The organism is Bacillus cereus group sp. BfR-BA-01360, from assembly GCF_022663595.1.
In the GTDB taxonomy this organism is placed as follows: Bacteria; Bacillota; Bacilli; order Bacillales; family Bacillaceae_G; genus Bacillus_A; species Bacillus_A cytotoxicus.
This window is the reverse complement of sequence record NZ_JAKUFV010000002.1, coordinates 137,315-155,404: the sequence shown is the minus strand read 5'-3', so window position 1 is coordinate 155,404 and position 18,090 is coordinate 137,315. Positions and strand designations below refer to the sequence as shown.

Below are 18,090 nucleotides of genomic sequence, written 5' to 3'. Positions count from 1 at the left end.
TGCAATTTACAGTACTCTTTCTTTTTGTGATGCTATCATTCGAAACCAGTCTGAAATGGTTGGGTGTTCTGCCAAATCAGCGAAAGTAACTTCTACACCAATTTGGCGCCACTTCTCTACTAAACTCATTAATCTAACAGAGTCTAATCCGCGATTTAGTAAATTTTCATCATTTGCAATATCTGCTGGGGACTCGCGCAGTAGCTGGGCGACTTGTTCACGTATCATTTGTAGTGTAATGGCTGATTCATTTTCCTCTTTTAAACGTTGGAAATCTGTTAATACTGCATTCGTTGTTGTTGTTACCGCACATCGATCGGATGCATATTGCATGGCTTGTCTATGATGATCGAATGAAAAATCGGCAACTGCATCAGCGATGAAGAAAGGTTGAATCCCATCCATAAACGCTTCACATGCTGTTAAGAGACATCCAATATGTGCATATACACCGCAAATGATTAATTGATCACGACCTTGTTCATGCAAAATTTCTAATAAATTTGTCTTTTTAAAGGCACTATATCTCCATTTTGTAAGAAAAATATCATGGTCATCAGGTGCAAGTTCATCAACAATTTTCTGTTTATATGGTCCTTCTGGAATACCAGCACCCCAAAAATCTTGTAATAACCCCCTTTGTTCCAATGTTTGTCCACCTGGCTGTGCAGTGTAAATAACGGGTACATGAAGTCCCTTACAAGTTTGTCTTATTCGCTGAATATTAGAAATGAGCTCTACTTTTGGAGATTCTTCATCACAGTACGCATCAAGAAAATATTCTTGCATGTCGTGAATAAGAAGTGCTGCACGTTTTGGATCTAGTTTCCACGTTACTTTATTCATTGGTAAATCTGATTCAGTTGGCATTTTATATATGGAGATAGCAGGAATCGCCATCTAATCACTTCCTTTCAAGTTAATTGAATATATGATGAAAACATTATGAATGAATGGTAGACTGTAATCTTTCAGCAATTGCTTTTCGTAAGTCTTTCTTACTTACTTTCCCTACACCAGTTTGCGGAAACGCTTTAACAAATTCAATTCGATCCGGAATTTTATACGCCGCAATTCCGCGTTCTCTTAAAAATGTTTTTAGCTCTCCTACGGATGGCTGTTGTCCGCGCGCGATGATGAAAGCACAAGTACGTTCTCCTAAATACTCATCAGGCATTGATACAATTGCAGCATCATGAACGGAATGATGGGCTAACAGATGATTTTCTACCTCTTCTGCTGCTACTTTTTCCCCTCCGCGATTAATTTGATCTTTATCGCGACCTTCGACGACTAAATACCCGTTCTCATTTATTTTCACGAGATCACCTGTACGATAAAAACCATTAGGTGTAAAAGATTTCGCATTATGTTCTTCCGCTTTATAATAACCGCGAATCGTATAGGGACCACGAGTTAATAGCCTTCCCACTTCACCCGTCTTTACGTCACAGTCATTTTCATCTACGACACGTACTTCATCAAACTCTGACATAGGTCGCCCTTGCGTATGAATAATCATTTCTTCAGAATCATCAAGTCTTGTATAATTGACTAACCCTTCTGCCATGCCAAATACTTGTTGCAATGTACACCCAAATGTAGGACGTATACGTTTCGCAGCTTCTGCGCTAAACTTTGCACCTCCAACTTGCAAAACTTGAAGGCTAGATAAATCATTATGGCGCGATGCTTTTGCATCCAGCCATATCATCGCAAGCGGCGGTACAAGCGCTGTAATTGTGACGCGTTCCTTCTCAATTAAAGCAAACGCTTCATCGGGACTCCCTCCAGAAGCGAGCACAACCCTTCCCCCAGCATAAAATGTTCCGAGAGTTCCTGGTGAGCTGAGCGGGTAATTATGAGCAACCGGAAGAACAGCGAGATATACACTATCTTCATTCAATCGACAAATCTCAGCGCTTACTCGTAAACTATAAATATAGTCATCGTGTGTTCTTGGAATGAGTTTCGGTAGTCCTGTTGTCCCTCCTGATAGTTGTAAGAAAGCTACATCGCTAGATTTCACTTCAGGTAAGTCAACTGGTTCTCTATATAAATCATGAATTCCAACAAACTCTTCTTCCTCACCAACAACAATGATATGCTTCAATGTCGGTACTTTTCTTTTCACGTCTCTTGCAAGATTTCGATAGTCAAATCCAAGTTGTTTATCTGCAATAATATAAGCAGTAGCTTCAGCAAATTCACAAAAATAACAAATCTCGCTACTTCGATGTGCTGGCAGAGCGAACACCGGAAGAGCCCCAATTCGAAAAAGTGCAAAACACACTTCAAAAAACTCTATAATATTGGGTAACTGAAGAACGACACGATCTGTTTTTTTAATCCCTAGCGATAGAAAACCCGCGGCTAAACGATCCACTCGTTTATCAAATTCTTTATAACTTATATGATGTTCCCCGCTCGTCAATGCAATGCGTTCACCATACTTGATAGCCCGTTCTCTGAGCATTTCTCCAAACGTTTCTCCGCGCCAACAACCGGCTTCTCTGTACCGATTTGCAAATTCTTTAGGCCATTCATAACATCCTGATAACATCATTTATCCCTCCAATGAGTCCTCATTTAATCCCATAGCTTGAAGCATCGTACGGAATTTAGCTGATGTTTCTGCTAATTCATCCTCAGGCTTTGATTCCGCAACAATACCGGCTCCGGCATATAAACGAAGTGAATTCTCTTCTACTTCTGCACAGCGAATTGTTACAATCCATTCCCCATCACCATTTATATCACTCCAACCAAGCATGCCCGTGAAAAACTCTCGATCAAATGGTTCAATTTCTTGAATTGCTTCACGTGCTTTTTCGGTAGGTGTTCCGCAAACAGCAGGTGTCGGATGAAGTGCGGATGCTAATTCTAATGCAGAAATAGATTCATCCAGTAGCGTCCCTTTCACTTCTGTAGATAAATGCCACATCGTTTCACTATGAATGAGTGATGGTTTTTCTGGCACATGTAACGTACGGCAATAGGGACGAAGCGCTGCCGCCACTGCTTCTACAACAACCGCATGTTCATGTAAATCTTTCGCTGAGGAAAGTAATTCTTCTGCTCGCCTCTTATCTTCAGCAGGATCTCCACTTCGAGGTCTAGATCCTGCAAGCGGGTTAGAAATAACTTGCATTCCTCTTCTTGAAACAAGCAATTCGGGACTAGCTCCTATCAAGGTCCGAGTGCGTTTCTGCTTTGTATCATCCTCATTATTCGGTAAATCTACCGCAAACGTATAACCATGTGGATTGTGTTTTGCTAAATCATATAGCAATTTCTGAACATCAATTTCCCTTGAAGAATAAACATCTAACAATCTTGATAAAACGATTTTTTTTAAGTCACCACTCTTTATTTTTGCTATCCCTTGCTCCACACCACGCATATATTCTGAAGGCATTGGGATTGGCTTCATTTTAAATTTATGTACAGAGGAAGAGTCCTGAGTTTGTTCTCCAACATCCCACTGTAAACGATCTGTAACTCTTGTTTCCTGAGGAACAATAAGTTGCATTGTTTTTGTTCGATCAAAAGGTAGCGCCCCTACTACAATGGGATTTTGATGTCCCGCTTGTTTTGCACTTTTTAATACAGATTGAACAATCTCAGGGAAATTTTTTGCCTGACTATGCTTAACTGTGGCAAATGTTCCTTCAGCTAGCATCGTTCGATATGGTGAAGTAAAAAAGAACGAAGACCCAGCTTTGTAATCTCGCAATAAACTTGTCGCTAATTCGTTTAAAGTAGCTGTATGATTCATAATTTGAAATTCCTCCCGTAATGACTTTTTAAACTCCTAAAGTCGCACCACCATCGATACATAAATTATGCATCGTAATATGACTTGCCTTATCTGAAGCTAAAAATAATACTCCTTCAGCAATTTCTACAGGTGTCGCTATTTTTTGAAGTGGAATTCCCAATCTATATGTATCTTGTGAACCTGCAATAATCCTTTCAGGCCCATTTTTATCTGTCCAAAGTTGCCGCTGCATCTCTGTTTCGGTTGAACCTGGCGAAACTACATTACAGCGAATATTGTACTCTGCAAGCTCTAGTCCTAAACATTTTGTAAACATCGTTACCGCCGCTTTTGATGCTGCATATGCCGCCATCCCTATTCTCGGAATATTTGCTGCATTTGAACCAACCGTCACAATTACGCCAGACTTTCTCCCCATCATACGTTTACTAACTGCACGTGATATATAAAACACACCTGTAGAATTGACAGAAAAAGTGGCATCCCAATCTTCATCACTAAAAGATGGAATTTGACCCATTCGTAAAATACCAGCAACATTTACTAAAATATCAATAGATCCCATTTCATTTTCAATTTGATCTACTACTCTTTCTACTGCCGCACGGTTACTGACATCTAATTGGAACGCTTTCAAAATTGTTCCTTCTAATTCATGAGAATGTGAAAGTAATTGAAGAGCTGAAAGGTTTGTATCTACAGCAGCAACTTCAGCCCCCCTCTCAGCAAGCATACTGGCCACTGTTTTACCAATTCCTTGGGCTGCCCCAGTAACTAAGGCTATTTTCCCCTTGAACTCGTTACAACTCATATCCCCAAGTCCTTTCTTTTTAAAATCGATTTCTTATTCCTGTCTAACATGAGAAAATAAGATCCCTCGAATCGATATTGATAATCATTATCAATTTTATCTCAACAAAAATAATATACATAGTAAACTTATCTGTCAAGTATAGATTTTCGTATTTTTACTTTGATTTTCGAAATCACTTCAATTGATAATGATTTTCATTTTCTTCACTCACAACGAAATGATAATGTTTCTCGATAATCTTGTCAATATTTTTTTATTTTTCAGATAAAACTTTTAATTATATTTATATAGTAAAATATTAATATCATCTATTATAAAAACAGTCATTTGCTCAAAAACTGTACCTTTTCCCTCTGAAACAAGTATATTTATATTTACACTTCAACCACAGACATGATAAAAGTAGCAATTTACTACATTTTTAAATTCATATTTTCTCAACAAATATCTGAAAATAATAACTGACAAATTCATCCCTATTATATATATTGAAGTCTTACTGACGGGATAAATGACATATGAATATTCAATTTATAAACTAAATGTAAAAAATGTTCATAAAAACAAAAAACTACTAGTTCATGCTAGTAGTTTCAAAAATAGTATTTATCGCATTCCATTCTCCCACTTTTTCATTTTTTTCTCCATTCATTTTCATTTTCCGTTAGTTTATAAAATAAAGCGAGTGATACGAGAATCACATCTATACACTCTTCCTTGACATCATTCATTTCTAATTTCCTATATTCACTGCCGTTTACTTTTAAATAAGATACTACTGCTTGAGATGTCTCACCAGCCTCTTCGGTTAATTTTAAAACCATTTACTCTAATGTTTTTGGTTCTTGTTTACTAAGTAATTTTATTTTTTAATAATGTATCCATAATGTCCCCTCTCTCGTATTTATTATTTATATCATTAAAATGTGTCTAATCGGCTACATAACTGTGTTAATGAAGCATGAGCTATGTTTTGACTTAACCAAACACATATAGCTACTAAGTCTTGTGCACGATATTTACTTCTTCGTTGAACAAATCCTACTTTTCTAGCTAACTAATCTAAAGCATATGGTGACATATACCGCTGTAATTCTTCAGAAAATAATTGTAGTTCATCAGAAATCGATAGATTCATGCAAAAACGCCATCCTTCCTGTATATTACTTACAAAAGAATAGCGTTTTTCTCATTATATAAACATAAATTTAAATTAAATTGATAGCAATGAATCAGAACCTCTAAATAGATAATTCCCAGAGTTCTTCAAGAAGTTCTTGATTAGACAAGGTTTGTTTCCGAGTTTTTATTAATCTAAATCCATTATTTTTATAAATGTGTCTTGCAGCTTTAAGATCATTGTTAGTCCAGAGTATGATAGTCTTATAATGTGTCTGCCGACAAAAATCAATTGCCGTTTGTACCAATTGATTTCCAAACCCAGCTCCTCTTAAATTTGGATCAACAAGAAACATCCCTAATTGAGCCACATTTTCATTAACCTTTTTTATACTTATTGAACCTCTTCGTTCTTTATCAACTTCTAAAATCCATATTCGTTCTTTTATGATATCAGCTCTTTCTATAAAGCCTTCCATATTTTTTGAAATAAAATCTCTAAAAGATAAATCATAATTATATTCCTTATTGTACAGCTCGTAATGTGAATTAATTATATAATTAGTATCCTCTAAGTTAAATGTGCGAATCATTCTCTCACCTTTTTTACTTTTATTAATACTCGTTCCATATGAAATTTATATAATACATACAGATTACTATAATTGATTTTTACACAAGCACTTGACTATCGCGGATTTCTTTTGAATTTTTAAAGACACAAAACTAAAATATTGTCTTGCTGAAGATGGGATAGATACCTATTCAAGGAATATTTTGAAATTATAGTTTCTGTTTTATTGAATAAAGAATTAATTTCCAATTCAATCTTCTGCCAACATTCCATAAACAATATGATCAACGTAATGGTCATAGAACCATTCTGCTTTTCTTATCCGACCTTCCTTAATAAAACCAAGCCTCTCTGGAATAGCTCTACTTTTTTAATTTTCTACAGCTACTTGAATCTCTACTCTATTTAAATTCAACTCAGTAATAGCATGATTTACAAAAGCTCTACATGCTTTTGTCATTAACCCTGAACTCTCAAAATCTTTCCCTAACCAATATCCTATGCTTGTAGATCTGTAAGGACACTTGATCGTGATCGTTTATTAATCTGAGATTTGTCATTACATACTTCACAAGAACAGATCATACGTGGGACACCTTAAGCATCACCACTTCCTAAAAAAGTAATATTTACCATTCCTTAATCCTCCTCTTAATATAAATAAACTTCTTGAATAAATATTAATGGTCCTAATCAGTCAAATTGGGAGTGTCATTGTGTACAATAGGATAGTATCCTCGCATTAATTTTACAGTTATTATAAAATCATTTAATATATATCAACACATTAAAAATCCAGAATCTTGTCCATGAGAAAGATTAGTTAAATAGATTTATAATTATATTATATCAAATAGGAAATTTTTACATGAACCTCACGAAACAATGTAAATAAAAATAACTCTTTTTCGTGTCCTCTTTTCTATTCTTTTTCTCATCCATATCTTTTTGTAAATGTACGAAATGATAAATGACTTCCAGATTACTTAAATACAAGCAAAGAAATCTTTTCCCTCCTTCATATTAGCCAATTGCACTACTCCTTGACCAAATGACCAGTTTTCAGCCGATGTCTCGTTTAATATAATAAAAATATCAGCTGTAGAGATGCTTAAATGATTAGAAATAGCTTTTGATATAGATTTATACAACCTCTTTTTCTGATTTATCGTTCTTCCTGGCCCACATGTAATGGAAACGTACATCATGTTTTCTGTTCTCTTTTCCTCTCCTTCTAACAGATAATCCGAATCATAAAAAAATTGATTAGAAGAGTAGGGAAAAAACATTTGAAAATAATCATTTTTAGGTATTTCAAAATATTCAATCAACGAATGGTGAATACTATTACTCACCTTTTTTAATTCTTCTTTCTTCAAAAGACCTTTAGGATAGTAAACGTTAACAAAAGGCATATATTCTCATTCCTTTTCTTATTGTATCGTTTTTGAGATTAATTTCTATTGTGATATATATAAAACTTCATATAATTTAAGGTTGTCTAGTGAGTTAAATTCTGGTTTTTCTCGATAAAAACTAAATTGACTATAGCCCCATTTATCGGGATTATACACTAATACATTCCCCAAACTTTTTTCTGCATTGTTCACATATTGATTATTGGTATTCAATAGAATTCGACTTAACGATTTACTTTTAGAAATATTCCCTGTATATTCAACAACATATCTACTATTATTAAAATTTTTATCCAAATGAATAGATAAAGGAACACCAATATTAATTTGTTGCCATCCAAAGGATTCTAAAATATTGTCATAAAAACCATCAAAGATAAATTTGTTCATTCCCTCATGGTTATTCCAAATATATAATGGGGCATAAGAATTATATAGATTCTTATTTTCCACAGCCTCAGTAATTAAATAAACCTTAAAATTCAGCCCTTGAAACCCATCTGTTTTATGCCCATTCTGTTTTACCCTTTTTCTAATAATCTCCATATCATAATCTTTTGGCAAAATAATCTTATATTGCATCCCAATCATGTTTATCACTCACTTTCGATATTATATATATTATAATAGTTTGGCATTAAGACAGTGTAAAATAGGTATAAATGATGCTCTATATCATTTATAATGATACCTAATAAGGGGTTGAAATGAATGGAAATCAATGATCTTATCATATTTAAAACTGTAGTAAGTGAAGGGTCAATTAGTAAGGCTGCAAAAGAATTAGGTTATGTTCAACCAAATGTAACTGAACGAATTAAAAGATTAGAACAAGAATTAGAAACACCGCTACTACATAGAAATAACAAAGGTGTTTCCCTATTGCCATCAGGCGATATTTTGTTAGATTATACTAATAAAATATTAAATCTAATAGAGGAAGCTAAAAATGAAATTAAAATGAGTGACGCTTCTTATCGAATAGCAACGTCACAGTCTATTTTGTCAGATTATTTAAGTATACGTATCAAAGAAAATTTCAGGAATTATCAAATATATATGGAAAGTAATAATTATTTGCACCAACTATTAAAGAAACAAAGAGTTGATATGGTCATAACTTATGAGGATTACTCTGATCCAGTATTTCAAAAAGCATTTAGTTCAACAATTTCTATGGGTTTACTAAAAGCAAAAGGATTATCCAATATTGAATATTCAAAGGAATTCTTTTTTGTTAGCCATGATAAACAATGTCCCTTTAGAAATTATACAATCGAATTCATAAAGAAGAATAACCTTTCTCAAAAGCAGCTTCAGCAACTAGATTCTTATTCACTTATTAAGGAATTTATTGCTCAAGGAAAGGGATTAGCTTTTTTACCCATTTGTAATGGTAACTTAGAACCAATTAAAGAAGTACCAATAGAAAAAATACCTATTTATTTTTTTACGATTCGAGAATCAAAAAAAATGATTCCAAGAGAGCTATTTGATTAATAAATGAATTTTCCTTGCGTATTAACATCTGAAAAAGGTATGATTTATGCGTCCTTCTTTAATTCATTTTTCAAACATCAGAAGTTCTTTTTCTTTTTTTACGCAGCAACCTTATTTGCACTTTGGGATAATAAATATTCTTAAGTTGATGTGCATGGGGTCACGTCACCAAAAGTATAAATATTGTACATTTAGATATCATTTCATGCTTTATACAGAAAATCTACAGTATTGTTACCGTGAAAATAGTCCTTAACCTAGTTTTATTGGCTGTCCCCCTTTAGAATTCATTTCTGCTATACTTAATTAGAGATGGAAAAAAGTGTGAGAGGGAGAGATAATGAAGCAACTTATCATTTTTATCATATGTTTTACATGTTTAATTTTAACCTACATACCTTTTAAAAAGAAGAAACGTTAAGTATTTACTTTCCCCCTGGTTACAGTAATGCTGATATTGGGCCAAAAAAGGAGAAATAGAAAACAAAGTAAATAACAAATATCTCCTAAAAAAATCAATAGTATTTTGTTGAGAAATATTCACATCAATAACTAATTATTATTAATTTTGGTACAATTATAAAAAAAGAACCAGAGGCCTTAAAATAATGAAAAAAACATTTAAATTCTTTGGTATTTCAGTTGGATTAACATTATTATTGGTAGGCTTTATAAGTGATACTCCTTCAAACACATTGCAAGCAGAACATGGTAAAACTTTTATGCAAAAATCGAGTATTTCACAATATGAGCTTAAAGAACATGGTAAAACTTTTTAATACTAAGATAATCGAGTAGGAGAGGGTGATTCCCCCTCGACCTCTCACACCACCGTACGTACGATTCTGTATACAGCGGTTCAATTAAGTCTGACGAATCATTGAATATCTATTACTCAAACTTCTGAGCCCTAGACTTTCCCAATACGAATTGTCTAGGGGTCTTTGTAGAATTGGACTTTTTGAGATTCTCCATTATTGTTTTCTAGAATGACTCCATTCGTATGCTGTCTGTTTGACGATCCCCCTCTATTTTCCTTTATTTTCTTTAAACAAGTATGCATTAACTATAGAGCCGATTACTGCTATAAATATCAAAGTAACAATAAAAAGTTAAATCTAAGCTAGTTTTTAGCTAAATCTTCTATTGCTTAGAGAGTTTTATAACTCGCGAGTAAGGTTTGAAATTCCTGACTTGTATATTAAGTTCCTAAGTCAGTATGTAGAATAAGACCTTCTGGTGGTTTCTGTGTATAATAAGCATTTTCTAACGCTTTTACTACAAGATTGATTGTCATATTTCGTGAAAATGACGACCCAATATACCAATCGCTTGTCTTTTTGTGACCATTTGCCCAGGTGCAACAAAAATTTCACTAAGAGAAAGATAACGAGAAACCACTCCATTTCCATGGTCAACATACACTCCTAAACCACCACTATTAACATAGCTTGTTTTCTGTCTAACAATTCTAGCTTCCATTGTCCAATGCGATGGTTACTCTACTGCATTGAGCTGTTTACCACCTCATACCGTATAAATGTATCTGGGATAGATTGCGTTGCCCATTTCCGCCCTTCACCCGAAACCATTTCGCCATCTCTCAGGGAAACATAGACCTAATTCATTTGCGAAAAATATTAAACTTTATTAAATTCGGTATTTTTTGTATAATTAAAATGTTTAGATAACTTAAATTTTTAGGAGGTTTTATTTTTTTATGGCAACGTTAGATAAAAAATCCATAGTTGAAAGCGTCCCACAGAAAGGCTTTTTCGGTCATCCAAAAGGCTTATTCACCCTCTTTTTCACAGAATTTTGGGAGCGCTTTTCTTACTATGGAATGAGAGCAATTCTACTCTTTTATATGTATTATGAAGTATCAAAAGGTGGACTTGGAATTGATAAAGCAACCGCTGCATCCATTATGGCCATCTACGGTTCACTCGTATATATGTCAGGCATTATAGGTGGCTGGATTGCCGATCGTCTATTAGGGACAAGCCGAACGGTTTTTTACGGCGGTGTTTTTATTATGTTCGGTCATATTGTTTTATCTTTTCCTGGTAGCATTACTGCCTTTTTTATCTCGATGGCGCTTATCGTTATCGGGACAGGATTATTAAAGCCAAATGTATCAAGTGTTGTAGGAGACTTATATAGCGACGAAGATAAAAGACGTGATTCAGGTTTTAGTATTTTTTATATGGGAATTAATTTAGGCGGTCTTCTCTCTCCTTTAGTCGTTGGTACCATTGGACAACAGTATAATTTCCATCTCGGTTTTGGTGCAGCAGCTATCGGTATGTTTATTGGCCTAATCGTATTTGTTACAACAAAAAAGAAAAACCTTGGCTTAGCAGGCACACAAGTCCCTAACCCTTTAACACCTCAAGAACGCACAAAAGTATTTGGAAGGCTCAGCATTGGTGCTCTTGTCATTATCATCATTGGATATATTACAATTACAACTGGTATCCTAACAATACAACGCTTCACCATGGTTGTAAGTGTGTTAGGTATCATTATCCCAACTTGTTATTTTTATGTCATGTATCGAAGTCCGAAAACAACTGAGGTAGAACGCTCACGCCTTCTAGCATACATACCTCTTTTTATTGCAGGTATTATGTTTTGGTCCATTCAGGAGCAAGGCTCTATTATTCTTGCAAGATATGCTGATGAGCGTACACAATTACAATTCGCTGGATTAGAACTGCAATCTTCATGGTTCCAATCCCTTAATCCACTATTTGTTGTTTTATTGGCACCAGTATTTGCATGGTTATGGATAAAACTTGGAGATCGTCAACCTTCTACTTCTAAGAAATTTTCAGTCGGACTATTTTTTGCAGGAATTTCTTTCCTAATTATGATTATTCCAGCATACATGCATGGTACAGAATCACTAGTAAGTCCAATATGGTTAGTGCTTAGCTTCCTTCTTGTTGTAACCGGGGAATTATGTTTATCACCTGTTGGACTTTCTGCCACAACAAAGCTAGCGCCAGCAGCATTCTCTGCGCAAACAATGAGTTTATGGTTTTTATCTAATGCTTCTGCGCAAGCAATTAATGCACAAATTGTACCGCTATATAACCCAGAAACAGAAATTATATACTTTGGTGTCATCGGTGGGGTCTCTATTCTTTTAAGTGCTGTTTTATTTTTACTTTCACCAAAAATCCAAAGCTTTATGAAAGGGGTACGTTGATCCCTATTAAAAAGAAAGGAGACTTGCTTCATTTGCTAGTCTCTTTATCTTATTATCAGAAAAACTGAACTTAATAAACGTTTATATAGACAGCTATCATGTGATAATCATTCCAGTAAAAAACATAACACATAACTACTTACTAGAGCTGTTTTTGGCTATATTTACCGGTTATAATACCAGAAAGTTCATGTTATCCTTTTATTATCGAAAAGATTTTATTCGATGTAGTTATTCACACAAAAAAACATACTTCTCTTTCCCTTGAATCTCTGTCGCTACAGGGATTCTTTTTCTATACTTTTCAACTGTTATTATTCTCCTCAAATTTAACCTTGTTTTTTATTTCTCAATATACAAACTACCCTATTCATCCTATAAAGTGAAACTTTCATCAGTGAGGCTTTTCTTCATCCCCACTGATGAAACCGAAACTATTTCACCATAAACTTCGCCTGACTACACCCATCCTTCTGCTTGGTTACTTCTAGTACAGCTGGCATTGCGTTTTTCAGCTCTTGTACGTGTGAAATCACACCAATAAATCGCCCTGATTTTTGCAGGTCGATGAGTGCATCTACTGCTTTTGTAAGAGATTCTTCATCAAGTGATCCAAAGCCTTCGTCAATAAACATCGTTTCAATCGAAATTCCGCCTTCATATGCCTGGATTACATCTGACATTGCAAGCGCAAGACAAAGTGATGCGTTAAATTTCTCTCCACCAGACAACGTTTTTACGTCGCGCGTTTGACCTGTGTATGCATCGTAAACGTCTAATCCTAATCCACTTTGACGATTGCGCTTTTCCACTCGTTCGCTTCGTTTTAAATAGAACTGTCCATTTGATAATTTACGCAGTCTTTCATTCGCAATATGAACAATTTGTTCTAAATACTCAATTAAAATGTAACGCTCAAAGGAAATACGGCTTTCATTATCCCCTTTCATTACTTCATATAAATCAACAAGTTCTTGGAAAGCTTTTTCTTCCTCACGAATTTGCTCGTCAATTCGTCTAATATTTTCATATAAGTCAGAGATATATTCCACGGCACTTTGTGCACGCTGACGTTTTTCTTTTGTAATATCAAGCTCAATATCTAACTTTTTCATTTGTTCTTCAATGGATATAATATCCGTCCATTCTTTATCCTGTAATTCATTTGTTAATTCTTCAATTTGCTTCGCCAATACTTCAAGTGATGAATAATATCTTTTAATTTTTTGTTGTAATTCTGCTATTTCTGTATCTGTTCGTTTTGCTTCTTTATACGCAGATTGATCCGGAAAACCACCTTGTTCAAGCTCGTTTGCAAAACGCGCAAACGTCTCTTCTCTCTTCTCTCTCGCATTGTTTACTTGTTTCACAGCACTATCATATTCAGCTTGCATGCGCACATATTCATTTTGCCAATGTTGATAAGCGTCTTGGCCTTTCTTCCACTCATCTTCCATCGTTCGTAACTCTTGCGTTGCACTATCCAGTTTTTGTTTCCATGCTTCAAATGTTTGTAAGTTTTCAGGGATTTTTTGCTGATTATATTCATAAGATGTTCGAAGCTCAATGTATTCTTTCTCTATGCTGTGATATGTCATTTCCATCTCACGTTTTTCCTTCTGCACTTCCTCTAATTGTACTTCTAACTCTTTTACATGTAATGCAAGTTGTTTTCTCTTTTCTTCACTTTCTTTTAATCTATTTACTTCAGCCGCTCGTTGTTTTCCTTTTTGTACTAGCGCATGATACGTATCGACTAACGATTCTGGTTGATAACCACGCTTTTTCACTTCTTCAATTATTTGTTCATACTGCTGACGGTAGAAATTCCATTTTTCCGCTAATTGAAGATATGATTTTTCAGCAATATTTTTCTTTTCTCGCAGCTCATTCAGTTGATTTTCATCAATGGAATCGCCTCGCTCTGTTGCTTTATTTGGATGTGTTGTACTACCGCATACCGGACAAGATTCTCCATCATGAAGATGTAGCGCTAATATTCCTGCTTGTTCATTTAACCAGCGGCTCTCCATCTCTTCATATGTTGTAACAGCAATCTCCATATTTTGAGCCGCTTGCTTTTTTTCTTGCTCATATTTTTCTTTTTCTTCCCAAACGTCATATGCTTGCTTTAATACTTTTGCATCTTCTCGCATATGTGTTAATTCTTCTACTTTTTCTACATATTGTTCAAGCGCAATTTCTAAATGATTTAATTCCTTAGTTAGTTGTTGTTTTTGCGAAATCTGAACTTCTAGCTGTTGTTCAAACTTTTGAATATTCGTTTTCATTCGCTCGCTCTGCGCCTCAGCTTTTTGCATTGTTGATTTTTGTTCTACCAACGAAGTTATAACGGGCTGTAATTCTTCTAGCCTCTGTACATTTTGTTTCAATTCCTCACGCGCAGGTTCTTTCTGTTTTAATTCTTCATATTTTCTTTGTGCAAGCGCAAATGCTTCAGCCGTTTTTTCCTTCTGAACAGTTATTTGGTTCAATGATCGCTGGGCATTCTGCTCACTTTGCTGCGCTTCTTCATACCATTGTTCAAACGGTAGTAATCTTTTTGCTTGTTCTGCTCGTTTAAAGTGTTTTTCTGCGATTTCAATTTGTTCGCGTCTTGCTTCTAAAGCTTGTTGTTGCTCTTTTTTCTGCTGTAAATCTTGAAATTTTTCATTTGTTGATTTTGCTGTATGAAAATGTTCTTCTATTTCTTTTAATTGCTTTGTTTGTGCGATTTGCTGCGCTTGTAATTGTCGAATTTCCGCTTCATAGTAACTCATTTCTTGTTCTAGCGCTTCAATTACTTGATGCGTATTGACATGTTCTTGCTGTACTAAGATCTCTAATAACGAACCGTCTCGAACGGGTAATTGAAAAGCATTTCGGAAATAAATTTCTCTTTCTTTTTGTTTCCCCTGCAAGATGTCTTTCCACTGTTTCCGCTTTTGATCTAGTAATTCACGCATTAATTTATAACGATCCGTTTTAAAAATACGACGCAGAATTTCTTCTTTATTCTCTGTTTCAGATGTTAATAGTTTTCGAAACTCTCCTTGTGGAAGCATAACAATTTGGCTAAACTGATGTTTACTAAGACCTATTAACTCTTCAACTTTTTTATTTACATCTGTCACATGAAAACGATCGACACATGGATTTTTCTCACCGTTGACTACTTCATACAATTCAATTGCATGCCCCGTCACAGTTTTATTTCCTTTTTTCTTATGTCCAAGTTGTCTTTTTATCTCATATCGTTTTCCTTTTAATTGAAATGTCAATTCTACACTCGTATATACATTATCATCAGCAAAATGACTGCGTAGCATACTTGTATCACTTCGTTCTTCTCCGCTAGCTTCCCCATATAGCGCATAACAAATTGCATCAAAAATTGTCGTCTTTCCTGCACCAGTATTTCCTGAAATTGCAAAAATACGATGATCTCCTAAGTCGCTAAAATCAATGACTTCCCTCTGTTTATATGGGCCAAATGCTGTCATCGTCAGCTGAATTGGTCTCATCCTCGTTCACCTTCCCGTTCCTGCACTGTTTGTAACACTTCTAAGAAGAGACGTTCTTTTACTTCGGATAAATCCGTTCCCTTCATTTCTTTATAAAAAGCTTTTAATAAAGATATATCATCCATTTTATGTCTAGAAACAGTGATTTCATCTGTTTCTGTAAGCTCTCGTCTTTGTATCGAACGCTCAACATGCATTGCATTTGGATATACAGATCGAACTTTTTCCATTGGTTGTAATACTGGTGTTTCATCTAATAGCTTTACAAAAACATAGTCTTCACTTGTTGGATGTTTTAATAAATCATCTATTTTCGCTTCTACTGTACGCATTTGACGACGAGGAATCAATAAACGCTTTTCTATTTCAACGTTACCTGTTCCATCTATCTCCACAATATAGTACCCTTTTTTATGTCGTTCTTCTGAAATAGAGTATGCAAGCGGTGAACCAGAGTAGCGAATGGTTTCATTACGAACAAAATGCGCTTGATGTAAATGTCCAAGCGCTGTGTAATGAAACTTGTCAAAATAGTGACTATTTACATACTCGGCACCACCAATTGAAAGCGGACGCTCTGCATCGCTCGTATTTTCCTCTGGTTCACCCGAAGATGTAACAAATGCATGTCCTACAAAGACATGTCTTGCCTCTTTATCCATTCTCTCTGACAGCTCATTTATAAAAATACGCATCGCATCATCATGAGAACGAATATCCTCATTTTTCATAATATGTCTAACAATACTTGGATCAGCATATGGCACTAAGTGAAAATGTACTTCCCCATACTCATCATGTAAAATAACTGGCTCATATGGAAATTGAAATTGACCAACAATATGTAGCCCTTGTTTTTTCATTAACCCACTACCAAAATGAATGCGATCTGGGCTATCATGATTTCCTGCTACTGCGATAACAGGTGTTTGTAAGTCAATCACTATTTTTTGTAATACATCATTTAATAAGTCGACTGCTTCTGTTGGAGGAATTGCACGATCATATAAATCCCCTGCAATAATTACAGCATCTGGTTTTTCTTCTTCTACAGCTTGAACAAACTGTTCTAAAACAACGCGTTGATCTTCCGTCATATATACACCGTGAACAAGCTTCCCTAAATGCCAATCCGCTGTATGAAAAAACTTCATCTTGTCCTTCCCTTCTCTCTTTTAATTTACTGATTGCAATGAAACAAGTTGATAGCTAACAATTGTTTTCTCGTCTTTCCATTCTAACTTTTGAATCATTGCGCTACCAATTCTTTCTTGCTCTGATTTATATAAAGGTAATATCTCATTCACAGCAAATAAGTGATAGCCCTCTAACGTTAATTGAAATATGTTTTCTTCTATATGTAATCTTATTTCTTTTTCATTTGAAATAATTTTTGTATGCATTTCAAACTTCATATAGATACAACCCCTTTTTCTCTATTCACTATACTTTAATAGTATAGTGGGGATTCTAGATTGACAAGGGCATACATCTTCTTATTTCCTCTTTTATTTTTATATCTTTCAATACGGTATGTGAAATTATAATCATTTACAAAAATAAAAATACTTGAGATAGTATTTTTATTTTTGTAAATAATCTTTCATTATATAGTACAATACAGGAATTAAAACACTCACTATAAAAAATGAAAATAAAGCAATAGTATATCCGTCTTTATTTAATATAAAACAAAGTGAAATAGCAATGATAAAAATCGGAAATACAAGACGAACTTTTTCCTTCACTTCTTCTGTCGTATCTGTATGATGAAAATAACGCGTAATTCCTATCATGAGAGAAGACAAAATAATAACCGATAATAGTAAAGGTCCTGGCATTCCGATCTCCCCTTTCTCTATCCCTTATTATATACAAACTAATGATTTGTTAAAAGTTTGATAATTCAGCACTTATGACACCATGCGACTTATATATTACATTTTCTTACATAAAAAATCATTCAACATCATAACATATCTTTTTTTCACACTACAAACTATCATGATTGCTGTTGTAATATTCCGCTTCCTACATTGAAATCCTGCAAATGTTACTCGTCAAAATATGCAAGACATAAAAAACCTAACATTTTGTTTAAACAATGAGACACTTTATCCCGCTATTTTAGGGCAGTAAGACTCCC

15 protein-coding genes and 4 pseudogenes are annotated in these 18,090 nt (G+C 34.6%); 3 read left to right on the top strand and 16 right to left on the bottom strand.

The features are described from left to right. Positions 1–6 precede the first annotated feature (6 nt). The 10 genes and pseudogenes from MR056_RS02595 to MR056_RS02550 form a co-directional block, all read right to left on the bottom strand. Positions 7–900, bottom strand: a complete 894-nt coding sequence (locus tag MR056_RS02595) for an isochorismatase family protein (protein WP_087098678.1) — start codon at positions 898–900, stop codon at positions 7–9. Positions 901–943: 43 nt separating this feature from the next. Further along, positions 944–2,563, bottom strand: a complete 1,620-nt coding sequence (locus MR056_RS02590; RefSeq protein ID WP_087098778.1) for a (2,3-dihydroxybenzoyl)adenylate synthase — start codon at positions 2,561–2,563, stop codon at positions 944–946. Between the two features lie 3 nt (positions 2,564–2,566). After that, a complete protein-coding gene (dhbC, locus tag MR056_RS02585) occupies positions 2,567–3,778 on the bottom strand; it encodes an isochorismate synthase DhbC (RefSeq protein WP_087098676.1) in 1,212 nt (403 codons plus the stop codon). A gap of 28 nt (positions 3,779–3,806) precedes the next feature. After that, positions 3,807–4,592: a 2,3-dihydro-2,3-dihydroxybenzoate dehydrogenase gene (locus MR056_RS02580; protein WP_048722923.1), complete on the bottom strand. Its 786-nt coding sequence runs from the start codon at positions 4,590–4,592 to the stop codon at positions 3,807–3,809. 635 nt (positions 4,593–5,227) lie between these two features. After that, a complete protein-coding gene (locus MR056_RS02575; protein WP_242136514.1) occupies positions 5,228–5,419 on the bottom strand; it encodes a MazG-like family protein in 192 nt (63 codons plus the stop codon). Positions 5,420–5,523: 104 nt separating this feature from the next. Beyond that, a pseudogene (locus MR056_RS02570) lies at positions 5,524–5,733 on the bottom strand (IS4 family transposase); the annotation flags it as partial. Positions 5,734–5,836: 103 nt separating this feature from the next. Beyond that, complete coding sequence (locus MR056_RS02565) at positions 5,837–6,307, bottom strand: GNAT family N-acetyltransferase (RefSeq protein ID WP_087098674.1); 471 nt, start codon at positions 6,305–6,307, stop codon at positions 5,837–5,839. A gap of 231 nt (positions 6,308–6,538) precedes the next feature. Further along, positions 6,539–6,802 (bottom strand): annotated as a pseudogene (locus MR056_RS02560) (GNAT family N-acetyltransferase); the annotation flags it as partial. A gap of 472 nt (positions 6,803–7,274) precedes the next feature. Beyond that, positions 7,275–7,703, bottom strand: coding sequence for a tautomerase family protein (locus tag MR056_RS02555; RefSeq protein WP_087094902.1), 429 nt, complete (start codon positions 7,701–7,703; stop codon positions 7,275–7,277). 45 nt (positions 7,704–7,748) lie between these two features. Then, a complete protein-coding gene (locus tag MR056_RS02550) occupies positions 7,749–8,297 on the bottom strand; it encodes a DUF4865 family protein (protein WP_087098672.1) in 549 nt (182 codons plus the stop codon). Between the two features lie 120 nt (positions 8,298–8,417). Between MR056_RS02550 and MR056_RS02545 the strand changes: the two genes are divergently transcribed. Together MR056_RS02545 and MR056_RS02540 are read left to right on the top strand one after the other, a co-directional pair. Then, positions 8,418–9,206 carry a LysR family transcriptional regulator gene (locus MR056_RS02545; protein WP_048722919.1) on the top strand — a complete coding sequence of 263 codons (789 nt, stop codon included), beginning with the start codon at positions 8,418–8,420 and terminating at the stop codon, positions 9,204–9,206. A 608-nt stretch (positions 9,207–9,814) separates the two neighbouring features. Continuing rightward, on the top strand, positions 9,815–9,985 hold the full coding sequence (locus MR056_RS02540; protein ID WP_167527339.1) for a hypothetical protein: 171 nt from the start codon (positions 9,815–9,817) through the stop codon (positions 9,983–9,985). A gap of 425 nt (positions 9,986–10,410) precedes the next feature. Here MR056_RS02540 and MR056_RS02535 read toward each other — a convergent pair. Further along, positions 10,411–10,527 (bottom strand): annotated as a pseudogene (locus MR056_RS02535) (IS3-like element ISBce13 family transposase); the annotation flags it as partial. Then, positions 10,521–10,694 (bottom strand): annotated as a pseudogene (locus tag MR056_RS02530) (M23 family metallopeptidase); the annotation flags it as partial. The pseudogenes MR056_RS02535 and MR056_RS02530, both read right to left, overlap by 7 nt. 232 nt (positions 10,695–10,926) lie before the next feature. On the opposite strand from MR056_RS02530, the gene MR056_RS02525 reads away from it, so the two are divergent. Beyond that, positions 10,927–12,420 (top strand): peptide MFS transporter, encoded by a 1,494-nt coding sequence (locus MR056_RS02525; protein WP_087098668.1) that lies wholly within the window; start codon positions 10,927–10,929, stop codon positions 12,418–12,420. 434 nt (positions 12,421–12,854) lie between these two features. Here the strand turns inward: MR056_RS02525 and MR056_RS02520 are convergent, their stop codons facing one another. The 4 genes from MR056_RS02520 to MR056_RS02505 form a co-directional block, all read right to left on the bottom strand. Beyond that, entirely contained in the window at positions 12,855–15,944 is a 3,090-nt protein-coding gene (locus MR056_RS02520; protein ID WP_087098666.1) for an AAA family ATPase, read from the bottom strand. After that, complete coding sequence (locus MR056_RS02515; protein WP_087098664.1) at positions 15,941–17,098, bottom strand: exonuclease SbcCD subunit D; 1,158 nt, start codon at positions 17,096–17,098, stop codon at positions 15,941–15,943. The genes MR056_RS02520 and MR056_RS02515 overlap by 4 nt, the downstream gene beginning before the upstream one ends. A 21-nt stretch (positions 17,099–17,119) precedes the next feature. Then, positions 17,120–17,359: a DUF2584 family protein gene (locus MR056_RS02510; RefSeq protein ID WP_012094225.1), complete on the bottom strand. Its 240-nt coding sequence runs from the start codon at positions 17,357–17,359 to the stop codon at positions 17,120–17,122. A 168-nt stretch (positions 17,360–17,527) separates the two neighbouring features. Further along, entirely contained in the window at positions 17,528–17,785 is a 258-nt protein-coding gene (locus tag MR056_RS02505; protein WP_012094224.1) for a hypothetical protein, read from the bottom strand. Between the last annotated feature and the right edge of the window lie 305 nt (positions 17,786–18,090).

Coding starts and splice junctions, on each gene's coding strand:
- MR056_RS02545 (WP_048722919.1), top strand. CDS start 8,418: ATGGAAATCAATGATCTTATCATATTTAAAACTGTAGTAAGTGAAGGG.
- MR056_RS02595 (WP_087098678.1), bottom strand. CDS start 900: ATGGCGATTCCTGCTATCTCCATATATAAAATGCCAACTGAATCAGAT.
- MR056_RS02505 (WP_012094224.1), bottom strand. CDS start 17,785: ATGCCAGGACCTTTACTATTATCGGTTATTATTTTGTCTTCTCTCATG.
- MR056_RS02555 (WP_087094902.1), bottom strand. CDS start 7,703: ATGCCTTTTGTTAACGTTTACTATCCTAAAGGTCTTTTGAAGAAAGAA.
- dhbC (WP_087098676.1), bottom strand. CDS start 3,778: ATGAATCATACAGCTACTTTAAACGAATTAGCGACAAGTTTATTGCGA.
- MR056_RS02540 (WP_167527339.1), top strand. CDS start 9,815: ATGAAAAAAACATTTAAATTCTTTGGTATTTCAGTTGGATTAACATTA.
- MR056_RS02565 (WP_087098674.1), bottom strand. CDS start 6,307: ATGATTCGCACATTTAACTTAGAGGATACTAATTATATAATTAATTCA.
- MR056_RS02575 (WP_242136514.1), bottom strand. CDS start 5,419: ATGGTTTTAAAATTAACCGAAGAGGCTGGTGAGACATCTCAAGCAGTA.
- MR056_RS02525 (WP_087098668.1), top strand. CDS start 10,927: ATGGCAACGTTAGATAAAAAATCCATAGTTGAAAGCGTCCCACAGAAA.
- MR056_RS02550 (WP_087098672.1), bottom strand. CDS start 8,297: ATGATTGGGATGCAATATAAGATTATTTTGCCAAAAGATTATGATATG.
- MR056_RS02590 (WP_087098778.1), bottom strand. CDS start 2,563: ATGTTATCAGGATGTTATGAATGGCCTAAAGAATTTGCAAATCGGTAC.
- MR056_RS02580 (WP_048722923.1), bottom strand. CDS start 4,592: ATGAGTTGTAACGAGTTCAAGGGGAAAATAGCCTTAGTTACTGGGGCA.
- MR056_RS02510 (WP_012094225.1), bottom strand. CDS start 17,359: ATGAAGTTTGAAATGCATACAAAAATTATTTCAAATGAAAAAGAAATA.
- MR056_RS02515 (WP_087098664.1), bottom strand. CDS start 17,098: ATGAAGTTTTTTCATACAGCGGATTGGCATTTAGGGAAGCTTGTTCAC.
- MR056_RS02520 (WP_087098666.1), bottom strand. CDS start 15,944: ATGAGACCAATTCAGCTGACGATGACAGCATTTGGCCCATATAAACAG.